This is a genomic window from Pseudomonas leptonychotis (genome assembly GCF_004920405.1).
In the GTDB taxonomy this organism is placed as follows: domain Bacteria; phylum Pseudomonadota; class Gammaproteobacteria; order Pseudomonadales; family Pseudomonadaceae; genus Aquipseudomonas; species Aquipseudomonas leptonychotis.
The window spans coordinates 1,229,297-1,245,411 of sequence record NZ_RFLV01000001.1; the positions used below are offsets into that span (position 1 = coordinate 1,229,297).

Annotated in this window: 17 protein-coding genes; 5 read left to right on the plus strand and 12 right to left on the minus strand. The window is 60.6% G+C overall.

The annotated features are described in order from the left end of the window. Window positions 1-269: 269 nt before the first annotated feature. The 5 genes from D8779_RS05525 to D8779_RS05545 all read right to left on the minus strand — a co-directional run bounded on the left by D8779_RS05525 (window position 270) and on the right by D8779_RS05545 (window position 4,065). Complete coding sequence (locus D8779_RS05525; protein WP_136663443.1) at window positions 270-1,610, minus strand: DUF1329 domain-containing protein; 1,341 nt, start codon at window positions 1,608-1,610, stop codon at window positions 270-272. 184 nt (window positions 1,611-1,794) lie between these two features. Continuing rightward, window positions 1,795-2,514, minus strand: a complete 720-nt coding sequence (trmB, locus tag D8779_RS05530; protein ID WP_136663444.1) for a tRNA (guanosine(46)-N7)-methyltransferase TrmB — start codon at window positions 2,512-2,514, stop codon at window positions 1,795-1,797. A gap of 20 nt (window positions 2,515-2,534) precedes the next feature. Next, window positions 2,535-3,329, minus strand: a complete 795-nt coding sequence (locus D8779_RS05535) for a thiazole synthase (RefSeq protein ID WP_136663445.1) — start codon at window positions 3,327-3,329, stop codon at window positions 2,535-2,537. A 47-nt stretch (window positions 3,330-3,376) separates the two neighbouring features. Beyond that, window positions 3,377-3,577: a sulfur carrier protein ThiS gene (thiS, locus tag D8779_RS05540; RefSeq protein WP_136663446.1), complete on the minus strand. Its 201-nt coding sequence runs from the start codon at window positions 3,575-3,577 to the stop codon at window positions 3,377-3,379. Between the two features lie 116 nt (window positions 3,578-3,693). Continuing rightward, the gene (locus D8779_RS05545) at window positions 3,694-4,065 is read right to left on the minus strand and encodes a DUF423 domain-containing protein (RefSeq protein WP_136663447.1); all 372 of its coding nucleotides are present in this window, start codon (window positions 4,063-4,065) and stop codon (window positions 3,694-3,696) included. 67 nt (window positions 4,066-4,132) lie between these two features. Between D8779_RS05545 and mtgA the strand changes: the two genes are divergently transcribed. Continuing rightward, window positions 4,133-4,870 carry a monofunctional biosynthetic peptidoglycan transglycosylase gene (mtgA, locus tag D8779_RS05550; protein ID WP_136663448.1) on the plus strand — a complete coding sequence of 246 codons (738 nt, stop codon included), beginning with the start codon at window positions 4,133-4,135 and terminating at the stop codon, window positions 4,868-4,870. A 1-nt stretch (window position 4,871) separates the two neighbouring features. Here the strand turns inward: mtgA and D8779_RS05555 are convergent, their stop codons facing one another. The 5 genes from D8779_RS05555 to ftsY form a co-directional block, all read right to left on the minus strand. Beyond that, window positions 4,872-5,483 (minus strand): hypothetical protein, encoded by a 612-nt coding sequence (locus D8779_RS05555; RefSeq protein ID WP_136663449.1) that lies wholly within the window; start codon window positions 5,481-5,483, stop codon window positions 4,872-4,874. A 61-nt stretch (window positions 5,484-5,544) separates the two neighbouring features. Beyond that, entirely contained in the window at window positions 5,545-6,399 is an 855-nt protein-coding gene (gene rpoH, locus D8779_RS05560) for an RNA polymerase sigma factor RpoH (protein WP_136663450.1), read from the minus strand. Between the two features lie 112 nt (window positions 6,400-6,511). Beyond that, the gene (gene ftsX / locus D8779_RS05565) at window positions 6,512-7,528 is read right to left on the minus strand and encodes a permease-like cell division protein FtsX (RefSeq protein ID WP_136663451.1); all 1,017 of its coding nucleotides are present in this window, start codon (window positions 7,526-7,528) and stop codon (window positions 6,512-6,514) included. Then, complete coding sequence (gene ftsE, locus D8779_RS05570; protein ID WP_136663452.1) at window positions 7,525-8,196, minus strand: cell division ATP-binding protein FtsE; 672 nt, start codon at window positions 8,194-8,196, stop codon at window positions 7,525-7,527. The genes ftsX and ftsE overlap by 4 nt, the downstream gene beginning before the upstream one ends. A gap of 1 nt (window position 8,197) precedes the next feature. Further along, complete coding sequence (ftsY, locus tag D8779_RS05575) at window positions 8,198-9,625, minus strand: signal recognition particle-docking protein FtsY (RefSeq protein ID WP_136663453.1); 1,428 nt, start codon at window positions 9,623-9,625, stop codon at window positions 8,198-8,200. Window positions 9,626-9,829: 204 nt separating this feature from the next. Here ftsY and D8779_RS05580 point away from each other — a divergent pair, with 204 nt between their 5' ends. The 4 genes from D8779_RS05580 to D8779_RS05595 all read left to right on the plus strand — a co-directional run bounded on the left by D8779_RS05580 (window position 9,830) and on the right by D8779_RS05595 (window position 14,422). Beyond that, window positions 9,830-11,185, plus strand: a complete 1,356-nt coding sequence (locus tag D8779_RS05580) for a M16 family metallopeptidase (RefSeq protein WP_136663454.1) — start codon at window positions 9,830-9,832, stop codon at window positions 11,183-11,185. Beyond that, on the plus strand, window positions 11,178-12,665 hold the full coding sequence (locus D8779_RS05585; protein ID WP_136663455.1) for a M16 family metallopeptidase: 1,488 nt from the start codon (window positions 11,178-11,180) through the stop codon (window positions 12,663-12,665). Before D8779_RS05580 ends, D8779_RS05585 begins: the two co-directional genes overlap by 8 nt. Continuing rightward, a complete protein-coding gene (gene rsmD, locus D8779_RS05590; protein ID WP_136663456.1) occupies window positions 12,665-13,270 on the plus strand; it encodes a 16S rRNA (guanine(966)-N(2))-methyltransferase RsmD in 606 nt (201 codons plus the stop codon). Before D8779_RS05585 ends, rsmD begins: the two co-directional genes overlap by 1 nt. Window positions 13,271-13,432: 162 nt before the next feature. After that, window positions 13,433-14,422: a hydrolase gene (locus D8779_RS05595; RefSeq protein WP_136663457.1), complete on the plus strand. Its 990-nt coding sequence runs from the start codon at window positions 13,433-13,435 to the stop codon at window positions 14,420-14,422. A 22-nt stretch (window positions 14,423-14,444) separates the two neighbouring features. Here the strand turns inward: D8779_RS05595 and D8779_RS05600 are convergent, their stop codons facing one another. Together D8779_RS05600 and D8779_RS05605 are read right to left on the minus strand one after the other, a co-directional pair. After that, window positions 14,445-15,320 (minus strand): substrate-binding periplasmic protein, encoded by an 876-nt coding sequence (locus D8779_RS05600; RefSeq protein ID WP_136663458.1) that lies wholly within the window; start codon window positions 15,318-15,320, stop codon window positions 14,445-14,447. Window positions 15,321-15,400: 80 nt separating this feature from the next. Beyond that, window positions 15,401-16,060, minus strand: a complete 660-nt coding sequence (locus D8779_RS05605; protein ID WP_136663459.1) for a TetR/AcrR family transcriptional regulator — start codon at window positions 16,058-16,060, stop codon at window positions 15,401-15,403. Window positions 16,061-16,115: the final 55 nt, after the last annotated feature.

Consider the following 16,115-nt stretch of genomic DNA (forward strand, 5'->3'; position numbering starts at 1 on the left):
CCGCGTGCGATCCGGCGACGACAAACGCACCGGCTGACCGCGCTGATAGCCCCGGCCATAAATACTCTTGCCCCAGTTGTGGCAAACCACTTCACAGCATCGCAACCAGCAATAGACACTGGCTCAGCACACCCCTGACATGCCCTGCATAACCAAGAGATTGATAGCCGGCACAAAGCAAAATAGTCCGACCAACATGAACTACTGCAGTTACCCACAAATAAAAAAACCGCCTGCGAAGAGGCGGTTTTTTTCAGTGCTACCGAGGTTCAGTTGCCTAGGCGCAACGCTTGCGGGGTGAAGTCGCGCGGCGATAGCTTGGCGTTGAAGTCGTACATCGGCTCATTGTTATCCAGGCCATCAACGAAGTAGCGCCCCCCCTTGAAGTCGTAGATGGTCTCCAGGGTGCTGCCGAACATTGGCACGTCGTAGTAGCTGATCGGGTGGCTTTCCTGCAGGCCGCTCAGCTCACCGTTCTTGTCGTACAGATCAACAGCGAGAATCTGCCAGCTGTCTTCGTCGATATAAAAACGGCGCTTGGCATACGGATGACTGAAGCCTTTGCGCAAATCGGCCTCGACCACCCACACCCGGTGCAGCTCGTAGCGCAGCAACTCGGGATTAAGCGCATCACTGCGCACGATGTTGTCGTAAGGAATGCCCTTCTGGTGCACGGCATAGCTGTTGTACGGCACCAGCATTTCTTGCTTGCCTACCAGGTTCCACTCATACCGATCGGGGGCACCGTTGTAGGAGTCGACAACGTCAGCGGTGGCCATGCCATTGGTATCGGGCTGCATGGAGTCATAGGCCAACATTGGCAAGCGGCGAACGCGGCGCTCACCGCGGCTGAAGCGCCAAGCCTTGCGGATCGCCAGTACCTGATCGAGCGTTTCCTGCACCACCAATGCCGAGCCGGCGAGCTTGGAAGGCGCGACTACTTTGTACTTGTAGTAAAACAGGGTGTTGTCCAAGTCCTGCGGGCTGACGCCTTCACGGCCATAGAGGAAGTAAACATCACGCTCCAGTTTGAGCAGGTTGAAAGCACCGCTGGACAGCACAGCCGCCTGATTGGTGACAAAGCTGATCTGGTCCCCGCGGTAACGCATGATGTGGTTCCAGATGGCTTCCTGGCCGGTTTTAGGCAGAGGGAAAGGAATACCCGCTGCCGCACCGTCGACACCGTTGCCACCCGAGATCAACTCAGCGTTCTGCGCATTGAAGCGCGTAGCATCATAGATACGTTGCGGTGCAGCCGCACTACGACGGGTGGGGAAAACTCGCAGGAAATAATCCGGATTTTTCGTCAGCAGGGTTTGCAAGCCCGCAGGCAGCTGCGCCTGGTACTGCGCCATATTTTGGCTGTTGATCTGGTACAGCATGGCATCGGCAGCGTAAGGGTCCGGATGGTGCATACCCGGCTGGTAGTTGGCCGGCGGTTGTGCCAGGCCTCCATCCCAAGCGGGAATGGTGCCAGCGGTATTACCCGCGCGCTCTCCGCCCAGCGGAGTCAGGTCCTGACCCAGACGCGCGGCCTGGGTACTGTCGACTTTGGCCTGTGCCTGTAGCGCACACGTAGCCAGTAGCAGAATTGCAAGCGTTCTCAACACAGCGATCTCCTCGCAGCCTGGCCAGAGGCAGGGCTGCTGTTTTTATGACCCAGGCTATCAGGGCCTGGGTTTGTGTGCCGTCTTGGTGAGGAGCCATCCTGGCGGACGTCGGATTATTCCGATCTTGTGCAATCATCCTTGTGCTTAGGGTCTTACTGCGCCAGAAACTCAGCGCGCGAATCAATCAACTGATGCGCTGGAACTTCAAATCCCACACGCCGTGCCCGAGGCGCTCGCCGCGACGCTCGAACTTGGTAGTCGGGCGCTCCGCTGGGCGCGGTACATACTGGCCATCTTCAGCCAGGTTCTGGTAACCGGGGGCTACGTTCATCACCTCCAGCATGTACTCGGCATAAGGTTGCCAATCGGTGGCCATGTGCAGCACACCACCGATCTTGAGCTTCTGCCTCACCAGTTCGGCAAAGGCCGGTTGTACGATACGGCGCTTGTTATGCTTGGCCTTGTGCCACGGGTCCGGGAAGAATAGCAGCACCCGCTCAAGGCTGGCGTCAGCCACACAATTTCGCAGCACCTCCAGCGCATCACAGCTGTAGACGCGCATATTGCTGAGGTTTTGCGTCATCAGACCATTGAGCAGTGCGCCGACACCCGGACGGTGCACCTCAACCCCGATAAAGTCCTGCTCAGGCGCTGCGGCGGCCATTTCCAGGGTCGAGTGGCCCATGCCAAAACCGATTTCGAAGGTACGCGGCGCGCTGCGGCCGAATACCTGGTCGAAATCGCGCAAGCCATCCTCCAGTTGCAGGCCGAACTTCGGCCAGCCCTGATCGAGGCCACGTTGCTGGCCTTCGGTCATGCGCCCGGCACGCATCACGAAACTCTTGATCGCGCGGTGCTTGGAAGTGTCTTCAGCCGGCTCGGGCTGTTGTGGCAAATCAGTCATGCTGTGCTCTTAGAATGCGTTTACTTGATCAGGCCATCCAGCGGCGACGAGGCGCTGGCATAGAGTTTTTTCGGCATGCGCCCGGCCAGGTAGGCCATACGCCCAGCGATAATGGCGTGCTTCATGGCCTCGCCCATCAGAATCGGGTTTTGCGCGTGGGCAATGGCGCTGTTCATTAGCACGGCCTCGCAGCCCAGCTCCATGGCGATAGTCGCATCAGAAGCGGTACCTACGCCGGCATCGACCAGCACTGGGACTGTGGCTTCTTCGAGAATAATGCGCAGGTTGTAAGGGTTGCAGATACCCAGCCCAGTGCCGATTAGACCGGCCAGCGGCATCACCGCGATACAGCCCATCGCCGCCAGTTCACGGGCGATGATGGGATCGTCGCTGGTGTAAACCATCACATCAAAACCGTCCTTGACCAGCACTTCGGCGGCCTTGAGGGTTTCGATCACATTGGGGAACAGGGTTTTCTGATCGGCCAACACTTCCAGCTTGACCAGCTTGTGGCCGTCGAGCAGCTCACGAGCCAGCCGGCAGGTGCGCACGGCTTCCACGGCGTCATAGCAGCCTGCGGTATTCGGCAGGATGGTGTATTTATCGGGACTGATGACATCGAGCAGATTCGGTTCATCCGGGTTTTGCCCGATATTGGTCCGGCGTACCGCTACGGTGACGATCTCAGCACCCGAGGCCTCGATGGCCAAACGGGTTTCTTCGAGGTCCTTGTACTTACCGGTACCCACCAGCAAACGCGACTTGTAGGTGCGGCCGGCCAAGGTAAAGGGTTTGTCGTTGCGAACATGGCTCATGGGAAATCCTCTTGAAGTGGGCGGGCAGTCAGCGCGTGCAGCTGACTTCAACCGCCACCGATGGCATGCACCACTTCAACCTGGTCACCTTCGCGCAGGGCGGTGGTGGCGTGCTGGCTGCGCGGCACGATATCCAGATTGAGTTCAACCGCCACGCGGCGTCCAACCAGATCCAGACGATCGATCAACCCGGCGACGGTGACACCGTCGGCCAATTCAAATGGTTCACCGTTTAACTGAATATGCATGACGGCTCGGTCACAACTGGGAAAAGGGCCGGCATTCTAGCCTGATCGTGAGCGTTGACCAAGGTTGAAGACGGCCACTCGTCCTGCTTTCTGACTTATGGGTCAGGCGTACCACGCTACTTCAGCCGCCAGACCGCTAACCCGAGACACAGCCAGCCGGCAAGAAAGGCAAGGCCACCGAAAGGCGTGATCACTCCCAACCCAGCAATACCGCTCAGGGTTAACGCATACAGGCTGCCAGAAAACAGCACGATACCCAGGGTAAATAGCGCACCGGCGCAATTGACCAATCGCGCCGGCCGCAGCAAAGCCAATAACCCGACACCCAACAGAGCCAACGCGTGAATCAGCTGGTAGTGCGTGCCGGTTTGAAAGACCGCCAAATAGGCTGGCGTCAGCTGACTCTTCAAACCATGCGCGGCAAAAGCACCTAGGGCGACACCGGTAAAACCGGCACAGGTGGACAGCAATAACCATAGACGCGCCATGCATCACTCCAGCTATCAGCACAGGGCTGGCTATAATGGCCGGCAATGTCTTCTCGGCCAAGTACGCATGCTCCGATTCATCGCCCGCCGCTTGCTTAAATTCGTGCTCTATCTAGTGATCGGCTCGGCGCTGCTGGTGCTGGCGCTGCGCTGGATACCGCCACCGGGTGCTGCGCTGATGGTTGAGCGCAAGATCGAATCCTGGGTCGATGATCAGCCGATCGACCTGCAGCGCAGCTGGCGCCCCTGGAAGGAGTTGCCCGACGACCTGAAAATGGCCGTCATCGCCGGCGAAGACCAGAAGTTCGCCGAGCACTGGGGCTTCGATGTCGCGGCAATACAAGCAGCCCTGGAGCACAACCAGCAAGGCGGCTCGCTACGCGGGGCCAGCACACTTAGCCAGCAAGTCGCCAAAAACTTATTTCTGTGGTCCGGCCGTAGCTGGCTGCGCAAAGGTCTTGAGGTGTGGTTTACCGGTTTGATTGAGCTGCTATGGCCCAAACAGCGGATTCTTGAGGTGTACCTCAATAGCGTTGAATGGAGCGACGGCGTGTTCGGCGCCGAGGCGGCGGCACGCCACCACTTCAACGTCGGCGCGCCTTACCTGTCCCGTCAACAGGCCAGCTTACTGGCCGCCGTGCTACCCAACCCACGCAAGTGGAGCGCCAGCCGCCCAAGCGCCCGCATCAGCCGCCGCGCTAACTGGATTCGCCAGCAGATGCTGCAACTGGGCGGCAGCCATTACCTCAACCGCCTGCAATCCAGCCGCCCCGAGTGGTGGCCGGATGAGTTGAAGAACTTCTAGCTCATCGCTGTTTAAGCAAATGCCGCGGCACCGCATACAGAAAGTACAACTCGTCACCCTGTAAATGCGCGGTCACGCCCAGCTCCGGGTACACCCAGGCCTGACCTTCCGCCAGCTCCAGCGTGAGGCGCGGCTGGCCGATGCTCGCGGCCAATCGCGCCACGTCTAGCGGCGCTGTCGGCAATAGCGTCATGGCGACAATCGCGTGGTTGGCCAGTGGCTGCAGCAGCTGATTACCGAGCGGTTGTTCCTTGTCCGCCGGCTTTAGCCCGGCCGCTGCCAGCAAACTTTCGCGCTCGGCGTTGTCCAGCCCCACTTCGGCCTCTACAGACCAGTTGCCGTCGGCGTCCTGCAGCTCACCGCGGTAAAGCAAACGGGCACCGTCCAGGTTGGGCTGCAGCCATAACTCGCCCTCTACCGCGTCACGCAGACGCACCAAACTCAAGCGATCATCCGCCAGCGGCGTGAGCACATCGGCCTGCCACTGGGCCAGCCAAGGCAGGGGTTGTGCCGGCGGCTGCGGGCGCATCAGCCATGCCCCCCAAGCAAAGAACAAAGCGGCAATCACGGCAAAAACAAGCCCGTGCTGCAGGCGTATGGGCGGCAATTTCATCAGGGTTTTCCTTGGACAGAAAAAAGCCGCACCTGGGTGCGGCTTTTGACAGTAGCGCGATTTACGCGGCGATCGAACCTTTGAGCTTGTTCATCGCGTTCTTTTCCAACTGACGGATACGCTCAGCGGATACGTTGTACTTGGCAGCCAGGTCATGCAGCGTGGCTTTTTCCTCAGCCAGCCAGCGCTGGTAGAGAATGTCACGGCTGCGCTCATCCAGACCTTCCAGCGCCACATGCAAGTTGGCGGTGGAGCTGTCGCTCCAGTCGGAATCTTCCAACTGCAGCGCCGGATCGTAGCGGTGATCTTCCAAGTAGTTCGCGGGCGATTTGAACGCGCTTTCATCGTCCGCTTCGGCAGCCGGGTCAAAGGCCATGTCATGGCCAGTCAGACGGCTTTCCATCTCACGCACTTCACGCGGTTCAACACCCAGGCTTTCTGCCACGGCGTGTACTTCGTCGTTATTCAACCAAGCCAGGCGCTTCTTCTGGCTGCGCAGGTTGAAGAACAGCTTGCGCTGCGCCTTGGTGGTGGCGACTTTGACGATGCGCCAGTTACGCAGAATGAACTCATGAATTTCCGCACGAATCCAATGCACGGCGAACGACACCAGGCGTACGCCCATTTCCGGATTGAAGCGCTTGACCGCCTTCATCAGGCCAACGTTGCCTTCCTGAATCAGGTCAGCCTGGGCCAAGCCATAACCCGAGTAGCTACGGGCGATATGCACCACAAAACGCAGGTGAGCCAACACCATCTGCCGGGCGGCTTCCAAGTCTTGCTTATAGAAGAGACTTTCCGCCAGCTCGCGCTCCTGCTCAGGGGTCAACAGCGGGATGCCGTTTACCGCATGCACGTATGCTTCTAGGTTGGCACCCGGAACCAGAGCATGAACAGGTTGCAAAGAAGTGGACATTTGAATCCTCCGACTAACAAATCGTGACGCAGTTTAGCACTGCCCCATGGGACTTTGTGCATAGGCACAAGTTCCCTTACACATAGTCAACATCAATCAAAACAATAACTTACTACCTAGGGGCCAGCTCACTCAAGTGTCTAGCGACCGCCAGCCAGGCGCCAATATAGCCCAACAGCACCGCGCCGAGCAGCAGAGATAGACCATCGGCTAATGGCACACCACCCAAGGCAAAGTCACTGCCATACAAACCGGCTAGGCGCACCACTGCATCGTTCAGCCAACCCAACCCATAAGCCAACAACAGCCAGGCCAGCAGGCCAGCACCCAGGCCATACAGCGTACCCATATAGAGGAACGGGCGACGCACATAGCTGTCGGTGCCGCCGACCAGCTTGATCACCTCGATCTCGGTGCGGCGATTCTCGATATGCAGGCGAATGGTATTGCCAATAACCAGTAACAGCGCCATCACCAGCAACAGGGTCAAGCCAAAAACAAAGCGCTCACCTAGCTTGAGCATGGCACTTAGGCGCTCGACCCACAGCAGATCCAGCTGCGCCTGTTGCACCTGGGGCAGCTCAGCCAGGCGCAAGCGCAAGGCTTCCAGGGCGGCCTTGTCGACTTCATGCGGGGTGACCACGATCACGCCGGGCAGCGGGTTATCCGGCAGTTCTTTCAGCGCCTCACCAAGACCCGACTGCTGCTGGAATTCGGCCAAAGCCTGCTCACGACTGATCCACTCGGCATCGCTGACATCATCCATGGCACCAATCTGCTCACGCAACGCTTGGCCCTGAGCCTCACTGGCGTCGATCTGCAGGAACAGCGAAATCTGCGCCGCGCGCTGCCAAGAGCCGCCGAGTCGCTCGACGTTATCCAGCAGAAGGGCCAGGCCCATAGGCAGGCTCAGGGCGACGGCCATCACCAGGCAGGTAAAAAAGCTGCCGATCGGCTGCTTACCCAACCGGCGCAGGCTATCGACGAGGCTGGCACGATGGTTTTCCAACCACGCATGCACCTGATTGGAAAAACTTGGGCCGTCGTCCGGCGTCGGCGATTCGGATTTTTTCGCGGCCGCACCGACGCGTTGCGCCGGTTGCGGCGGCGGCATGCGCGTAGCACTCATACGAAAGCCTCCCCATCACCAATCAAACGGCCGCGCTGCAAGGTCAGCATGCGGTGGCGCATACGGGCAATCAGCGCCAGGTCGTGGCTGGCAATCAGCACGGTGGTGCCCAAGCGGTTGATGTCTTCAAACACGCCCATGATCTCGGCGGCCAGCCGCGGGTCAAGGTTGCCCGTGGGCTCATCCGCCAACAGCAAAGCCGGACGATGAACCACGGCGCGGGCGATACCGACACGCTGTTGCTGACCGGTGGACAGGTCACCAGGAGACTGATCAGCCTTGTCGGCCAGCGATACACGCTCCAGCGCCGTGCGCACACGGGTGCCGATTTCCTCCTTGGACAAGCCAAGAATCTGCATCGGCAGGGCCACGTTGTCGAACACGCTACGGTCGAACAACAGTTGATGATTCTGGAACACCACGCCAATCTGCCGCCGCAGAAAGGGGATCTGCGCATTGGTGATATGCGACAGATCCTGCCCGGCCAGCAGCAATTTACCACTGCTCGGCCGCTCCATCGCCAGCAGGAGGCGCAGTAGCGTGCTCTTGCCCGCCCCGGAATGCCCGGTAACGAAGAGAAACTCGCCACGGCGCACATGGAAGCTCAGCTCGTGCAGCCCGACATGACCGTTGGCATAACGCTTACCGACCTGCTCGAATTTGATCATCCTATTTCTCCGCGAACAGGGCCTGAACGAAGGCTTCGGCCTCGAAAGTCCGCAAGTCATCGATGCCCTCGCCGACGCCGATGTAACGAATCGGCAAGGCAAACTGCTTAGCCAGGGCGAAGATCACCCCGCCCTTGGCGGTGCCGTCCAGCTTGGTTAGCGCCAGGCCGGTGAGGTTGACGGTCTGGTGGAACTGCTTGGCCTGGCTGATCGCGTTTTGCCCGGTGCCAGCGTCCAGCACCAGCAGCACTTCGTGCGGCGCGGTATCGTCGAGCTTGCCAATCACCCGGCGAACCTTCTTCAACTCTTCCATCAAGTTGTCTTTGGTGTGCAGGCGTCCGGCCGTATCAGCAATCAGCACATCCATGCCGCGCGACTTGGCGGCCTGCACGGCATCGAAGATCACCGAGGCGGAATCAGCGCCGGTGTGCTGGGCAATTACCGCAATCTGGTTACGCTCACCCCACACTTGCAGCTGCTCAACGGCGGCGGCGCGGAAGGTGTCGCCGGCGGCCAACATGACCTTCTTGCCATCTTGCTGCAGCTTTTTCGCCAACTTGCCGATGGTGGTGGTTTTGCCGGCGCCGTTCACGCCAACAACAAGAATCACGTAGGGCTGCTTGCTGCTGTCGATCTTTAGCGGTTGCTCGACCGGTTTGAGCAGCGCGGTCAGTTCGCCTTGCAGTGCCTTGTACAGCGCACCACTGTCGGCTAGCTCCTTGCGCGCCACACGCTTGGTCAGGTTGCCAATAATGGCGGTGGTGGCTTCTACACCGACGTCGGCGGTCAGCAGGCGCGTTTCCAGGTCTTCCAGCAGATCGTCATCGATCGCCTTTTTCCCGAGAAACAGGCTGGCCATGCCTTCACCGAGGCTCGCGCTGGTTTTCGACAGGCCTTGCTTGAGGCGATCGAGAAAGCCTGCACGGGTTTCTTCGGCGCTTTTAACTGGCTCAACCACTGGCGCAGCCACCACGGGCGGCTCGACAACCGGCTCAACCACCACCGGCACCTCGACATGCGCATGCAACACCTCACTGCCGGCATTGATGCGGAATCGCGACGGACGCGGCGGCGTTGCTTCACTGGCTTGCGGCCCTGTGGGCACAGCAGGCGCGGACGGCTCAAGCGGAGCCGTTGCCACGACCGGCGCAGACGGTTCAGCGGCTGGCGCACTCACAGGCAGGACGTCGGGCGCAGCGGGTTCGCTCACAGGCACAACAGCAACTACCGCAGCAGGCGCCTCGACTTCAGGTGCCGGTGCCGGTGCCGCGGTTTGCTCATTTATAGGTGCGCGTTGCGGCTCAGGATCGGCCGGCGTTTGCGGCTTCTTGCGCAGCCAGCCGAACAGGTCTTTTTTCTCGGCAGATTTCTCGGCAGAGGTCGGCGCTAGAGGCGCGGGGGTCTTCTTGTCGTCGTTGGAACCAAACATGGAGGCCGGCTATCTCAAAGGTGCGACACGCAGCGAACGGCTCTGGGGGCGTGACTCACGCAGCGCTAAAAAGCTGAAGAGTGTGCGTTGTAATATCCAGATGCCATAGCAGGCGTGGTCGCCAGTAAAACGGATGCGTATCCTAGCACCTCCGCGCCCGCCGACGCTAAGACCAAGCGGGCCCGTCCGACAGGTCAAAATTCTATGCCTATGATTGCCCAACGCACCGCCGCTTTATTGCTCGGCGTGCTCTGTACACCGTTGCTGGCCTTTGCCGCAGCGCCGCAACCGACCCACGAATTCAGCCTGGACAACGGCCTCAAGGTCATCGTGCGCGAAGACCACCGCGCCCCCGTGGTGGTCAGCCAGCTCTGGTACAAGGTCGGCTCCAGCTACGAGACGCCGGGCCAAACCGGCCTGTCCCACGCCCTTGAACACATGATGTTCAAAGGCAGCCGCAAACTCGGCCCCGGCGACGCGTCACGCATCCTGCGCGAGCTTGGCGCGGAAGAAAACGCTTTCACCAGCGACGACTACACCGCCTACTACCAGGTATTAGCCCGTGACCGCCTGGCCATCGCCCTGGAGCTGGAAGCCGACCGCCTGGCCAGCCTCAAACTGCCGGCCGATGAGTTCGCCAAGGAAATCGAGGTCATCAAGGAAGAGCGCCGCCTGCGCACCGACGACAAACCGTCGAACTTGGCCTATGAGCGTTTCAAGGCCATGGCCTACCCCGCCAGCGGCTACCACACCCCGACTATTGGCTGGATGGCCGACCTCGACCGCATGACAGTCGAAGAGCTGCGCGCCTGGTACCAAGCCTGGTACGCCCCGAACAACGCCACCCTGGTGGTAGTGGGCGATGTGACCAAGGATGAAGTACAGACCCTGGCCCAGCGTTATTTCGGCGCCATTCCCAAACGCGCCGTACCGCCGGCAAAGATCCCGCGTGAACTGGCGGCCCCCGGCGAGCGACGCATTACCTTGCACCTGAAAACCCAGTTACCGAGCCTGATGATGGGCTTCAACGTTCCCGGCCTGGCTACCGCCGAGCAGCCGCGTCAGGTGCATGCCCTGCGCCTGGCTGCCGCCTTGCTCGACGGTGGCTACAGCGCGCGCTTGCCCACACGCCTGGAGCGTGGCGAAGAATTGGTGTCCGGCGCATCCGCCTGGTATGACGGTTTTTCCCGTGGCGACAGCCTGTTCATTCTTTCCGCCACCCCCAACGTGCAAACCGGCAAGACCCTGGAGCAGGTCGAAGCGGGCCTGTGGCGCGAACTTAAAGACTTGCAAACCACCCCACCAAGCGCCGAGGAGCTGGCGCGTGTGCGTGCGCAAGTGATCGCCGGCCTGGTCTATGAGCGTGACTCGATTACCAGCCAGGCCACCGCCATCGGCCAACTGGAAACCGTCGGCCTGTCATGGAAACTGATCGATCAAGAGCTGGCCGAACTGGAAGCCGTCACCCCGGCGGATATTCAACAAGCCGCCAGCACCTTCTTTACCCGCGACCGCTTAAGCGTCGCCCACGTTTTACCTGAGGAGAAGGGCAATGAGTGAGCGCAATGGCCTACGTTATGGCCTGCTCGGCTTAGGGCTACTAATACTGCTGGCGTTGCTGGCCCTGGTGATCAACCGTCCGACCAACAGCCAAGCAGCTACCCCAGCGCCCGCTGCGGAATCCACTCGCATTGAATCCCTCGCCGCCCTGGGTGATCAAGCGCCCAGCCGGCGCGACCTGAATATCCAGACCTGGCAAACCGCCGAAGGCGCCAAGGTACTGTTCGTCGAAGCCCGCGAGCTGCCGATGTTCGACCTGCAACTGACCTTCGCCGCCGGCAGCAGCCATGATGACGGCGTACAGGGGCTGGCCATGCTGACCAACGCCATGCTCAACGAAGGCGTACCGGGCAAGGATGTCGGCGCAATCGCCGCCGGCTTCGAGAACCTCGGCGCTAACTTCGGCAACGGTGCATTTCGCGACATGGCCATTGCCAGCTTGCGCAGCCTGAGTGCCGCCGAGCAGCGCGAACCGGCCCTGCAGCTGTTCAATCAGGTACTCGGTCAACCGACCTTCCCGGAAGACTCACTGGCGCGCATCAAGAACCAGCTGCTGGCCGGCTTCGAATACCAAAAGCAGAACCCCGCGAAACTGGCCGGCCTGGCCCTGTTCGAGCGCCTCTACGGCAACCACCCTTACGCGCACTCCAGCGATGGCAATTCCGAGTCGATCCCGGCCATTAGCCGTGAGCAGCTGCAGGCCTTCCACGCCAAGGCCTATAGCGCCAACAACGCGATTATCGCCCTGGTCGGCGACCTCTCGCGCAGCGATGCCGAGGCCCTGGCCAACCAGGTTTCCGCGGCCCTGCCAAAAGGTCCGGCGCTGCCACGTATCGCTCAGCCTGAAGAGCCAAAAGCCGGTTTGCAGCATATCGAGTTTCCATCGAACCAGACCCATCTGATGGTTGCCCAGCTCGGCATCGACCGCCGTGACCCGGACTACGCCGCGCTCTACCTGGGCAATCAGGTGTTCGGTGGCGGCGGTTTCGGTACTCGCCTGATGACCGAGGTGCGTGAAAAACGCGGCCTGACCTACGGCGTCTACTCCGGTTTCACCGCCATGCAGGCGCGCGGGCCGTTTATGATCAACCTGCAAACCCGCGCCGAACTCAGCGACGGTACCCTGCAGCTGGTCAAGAGCATGCTCGCCGACTTCATCAAGAACGGCCCGACCGAGCAGGAGCTGGACAATGCCAAGCGCGAGCTGGCCGGCAGCTTCCCGCTGTCCACCGCGAGCAACGCCGCCATCGTCGGCCAGCTCGGCTCCATGGGCTTCTACAATCTGCCATTAAGCTACCTGGAAGACTTTATGCGTGACGTGCAAGCGCTCAGCGTCGAGCAGGTCAAGGCCGCCATGGCCAAACACCTCGACCCGCAAGCCCTGGTGATCGTCACCGCCGGCCCGACCGTGGCACAGAAAGAACTGCCGCCGCCGACCGACAACCCCGCCGAGCAACCTTCTGCCATCCCGGAGCACTGATGAGCAAGCGACCCAAGGCGCCAAAAGCCAACCCCGCCCACAGTGGCGATGGCCAACTGCGGATCATCGGCGGGCAATGGCGCTCACGCCAGTTCAACTTCCCCATGGCAGCAGGCCTGCGCCCAACACCAAACCGGGTAAGGGAAACCTTGTTCAACTGGCTGGCGCCCTATGTCGAAGGCGCCAAAGTACTCGACCTGTTCGCCGGCAGCGGCGCGCTGTTTCTTGAAGCACTGTCGCGCGGCGCCGGCAGCGCCCTGGCGTTGGACCTTAATCCAGCTGCCATCGCCAGCCTGCGCGGCCACCTGCAAACGCTGAACTGCGACAACGGCCAACTGCAGCAGATCGACGCCCTGCTCTTTCTGCAAAATCAGCCCGCCACGCCTTTCGACCTGGTGTTTCTCGATCCGCCGTTCAGTCAGGATCTGCTGCTTCCCGCCTGTAATTTGCTAGAGCAGAACGGCTGGCTGGCCGCCGACGCCTGGGTCTATACCGAAAGCGAAAACGCCCCCTCCAGCCTCGGCATGCCCGGCAACTGGCGCTTGCACCGCGAACAGAAGGCCGGCCAGGTGTATTACGCACTGTGGCAGCGTACGGCCGGCTAAAGCTTTTGTAGGGTGGGTTAGCCTGCGGCGTAACCCACCAGGCAATAGACCAGGCGCTATAAAGCCCTCCCTAGGCCAGGCTCTGCCATTCAGGTGCTTCATTTAGCTTCCGTTGCGCCGCGCCTGGCTCTAGCCTGAGCGCTTTCCCAACTGATAACCGCCATGAAAACGCCCTTCAAACCCGCCTGGTGGCTGCCCGGCCCGCACCTGCAAACGCTGTGGAACCCGATGTGCCGCACGCCCGCGAAACTTGAGCGCACGCGTGAGCGGTTGTGGCTGGAGGATGGTGACTTTCTCGACCTCGACTGGCACGGCCCGCATCAGGCGGACGCACCGCTGGTGCTGGTGCTGCATGGCCTGACTGGCTCATCCAGCTCACTCTATGTACTGGGCCTGCAACAGCAGTTGGCGGCTCAAGGCTGGGCCAGTGTGGCGTTGAACTGGCGCGGCTGCTCGGGTGAGCCCAACCTGCTGGCCCGCGGTTACCACTCGGGCGCCAGCGAAGATTTGGCGGAAACCGTGCGTCACCTGCGCGCCCAGCGGCCAATGGCGCCGCTGTATGCCGTGGGCTATTCGCTGGGCGGTAATGTGCTGCTCAAGTACCTCGGGGAAACGGGCGCAGGCAGCCAGCTGCAGGGCGCAGTGGCTGTGTCAGTGCCGTTTCGTCTGGATCAGTGCGCCGACCGTATTGGCATGGGCTTTTCACGTGTTTACCAACGCCGCTTTATGCGTGAGATGGTGGCTTATGTGAAAGACAAGCAGCGCTTGTTCGCCCATCAGGGCATGGCGGACCGGCTGTCCACCCTGGAAAAACTCGGCCCCCTGGATGGCATGCGTACCTTCTGGGACTTCGACGGGCGCATCACCGCGCCCCTGCACGGTTACGACGATGCTCAGGATTACTACCGGCGCGCCTCCAGCCGCTACTTCCTGGGCCGGATTGAAACACCCACGCTGATCATCCAGGCCGCCGACGATCCCTTTGTGTTCCCCCACAGCCTCCCCGAAGCCAGCGAGCTGTCGCCGAGCATCGAATTCGAACTGCACGCCCACGGCGGCCATGTCGGTTTTGTCGCAGGCAGCCTAAGAAAGCCGGTTTACTACCTAGAACAGCGCATCCCACAGTGGCTGGTCGAGCGCACCCGGACCTAAGCACGCATGTCCACACGCCGCCTTATGGCGCCAGAGCAGGCGCTTCCACGGGCGTCAGCCATAGGCGGGTATCGCGAGCAGGCAAGCCAGGGGACGCTGGGTAATCGAGGGGAATCATCGTGCGCTGCTGCAACTGCGCCCGCTCGGCCAATTGACCAAAGTGACGTTGGAACAACGCGCGAAAACTACCATCGGCACGGATCAACGCAAGCCCCTCGGCGAACCGCTGCAGGAGTTGCGGGTTATCGCGATTAAAGGTGAAGAACACCGGCAGGTCGTAGACCAGCGCCAGATGAGGCTCGACCATCAGCTGCGGGTATTGCTCGGCATGGGCCGCGAGTTCTTTCCAGGCTTCGTGCAAGCCGCGGTGGTAATAGGCAAAACGACGCTTATTGAGCATCGGTAAAAGATTGTCCGGGTTAACCACCCCTATCACCGGCAAACGGTTGCGCGCGAACAACGCGAAATCGCCCCACTGGCTACCAAAACCGCCCAGCAATTGGCGCAGATCATCAAGATTATTGACCTGGGCAAAACGCGCGGCATCGGCGCGATGAATCAACAACACACGGTAGCCGAGCATGCCGTTGTGCAGATCGAACGGCAGCGTCAGAAAGTCGCGCTGGCGCGCCTCTGTTGGCGGCACGTAGGCCAGGTCGACTAAGCCCTTACCGAGCAACGCAAGGCAGCGCTCTTGCGATGGGTCTGGACCATCGCCGGGGAGGATTTGCCGCGCGCCATAGCGCTCAGCAGTACGATCAAGAATCAGCTGACCGAGCTCAATCCGGTACGCGTATTTCTCCGCGTCATGCTGGCAGACCCGCAACCCGCTATCCGCAGGGGCAGTCGCGCTAAAGAGACAGCCAAGCAACACCAGCAAAGCCCTGATCTTGCGCATACACCCAAACTCACTGCAATTGGAGGTTAATTGTACGCGGCTGATGCGGCCGGGAGGACTACCTGCAAGCTAGCGCCTGGTCAAATCACCTGATCGAGCGGCACATGCAGCTTGGCGTATAACGCCTCCACTGCCTCACGTGCTGGCGGCGCGATGTAGCCGCCCTCCAGCGCGAGCACTTGGTAAACACCACGGCGGAGCATTTCTTCACTGAGATCGCCTGGGTTGCCACGCGTGGTGCAGAGAAAACGCACCCAAGACGTCATGATGATCCAGCTATTGAGGGTCAACGCTTCGATTTGCGCGGCGTCCATCAACAGAATGCCGGCTTCGACAAAGCCCTGATAAATGCTCTGCGCCTGCACCAGGCAACGCTGGGCAAATAGCCGGTAGCGCTCGGCAAGCTCGGCGTCGCTGTCCAATAGGTGTTCAAGGTCGCGGTGCAGGAAGCGGTAGTGCCACATGGCTGCCAGCAGTGCTTCGAGGTAGAAGGTCTTATCCTGCACCGTCAGGGCGCGACCCTCGGGGCGTCGCAGAAAGGTGCTTACCTGGCCTTCATAGAGGGCGAACAGCTCGGCGATGATCGCCTGCTTGTTGCGAAAGTGGTAGTACAGGTTGCCCGGTGAAATCCCAAGGTGGGCGGCGATATGGTTGGTGGTGACGTTGCGCTCACCCTGGGCATTAAACAGCCCCAGGCTCTCCTGAATAATGCGTTCACGGGTTTTCAGTGGGGCTGACATAACGACTCGTTCTCGATTCAAAAGCCCGGCAAAGGTACAGGCAGAAACGCTTAAC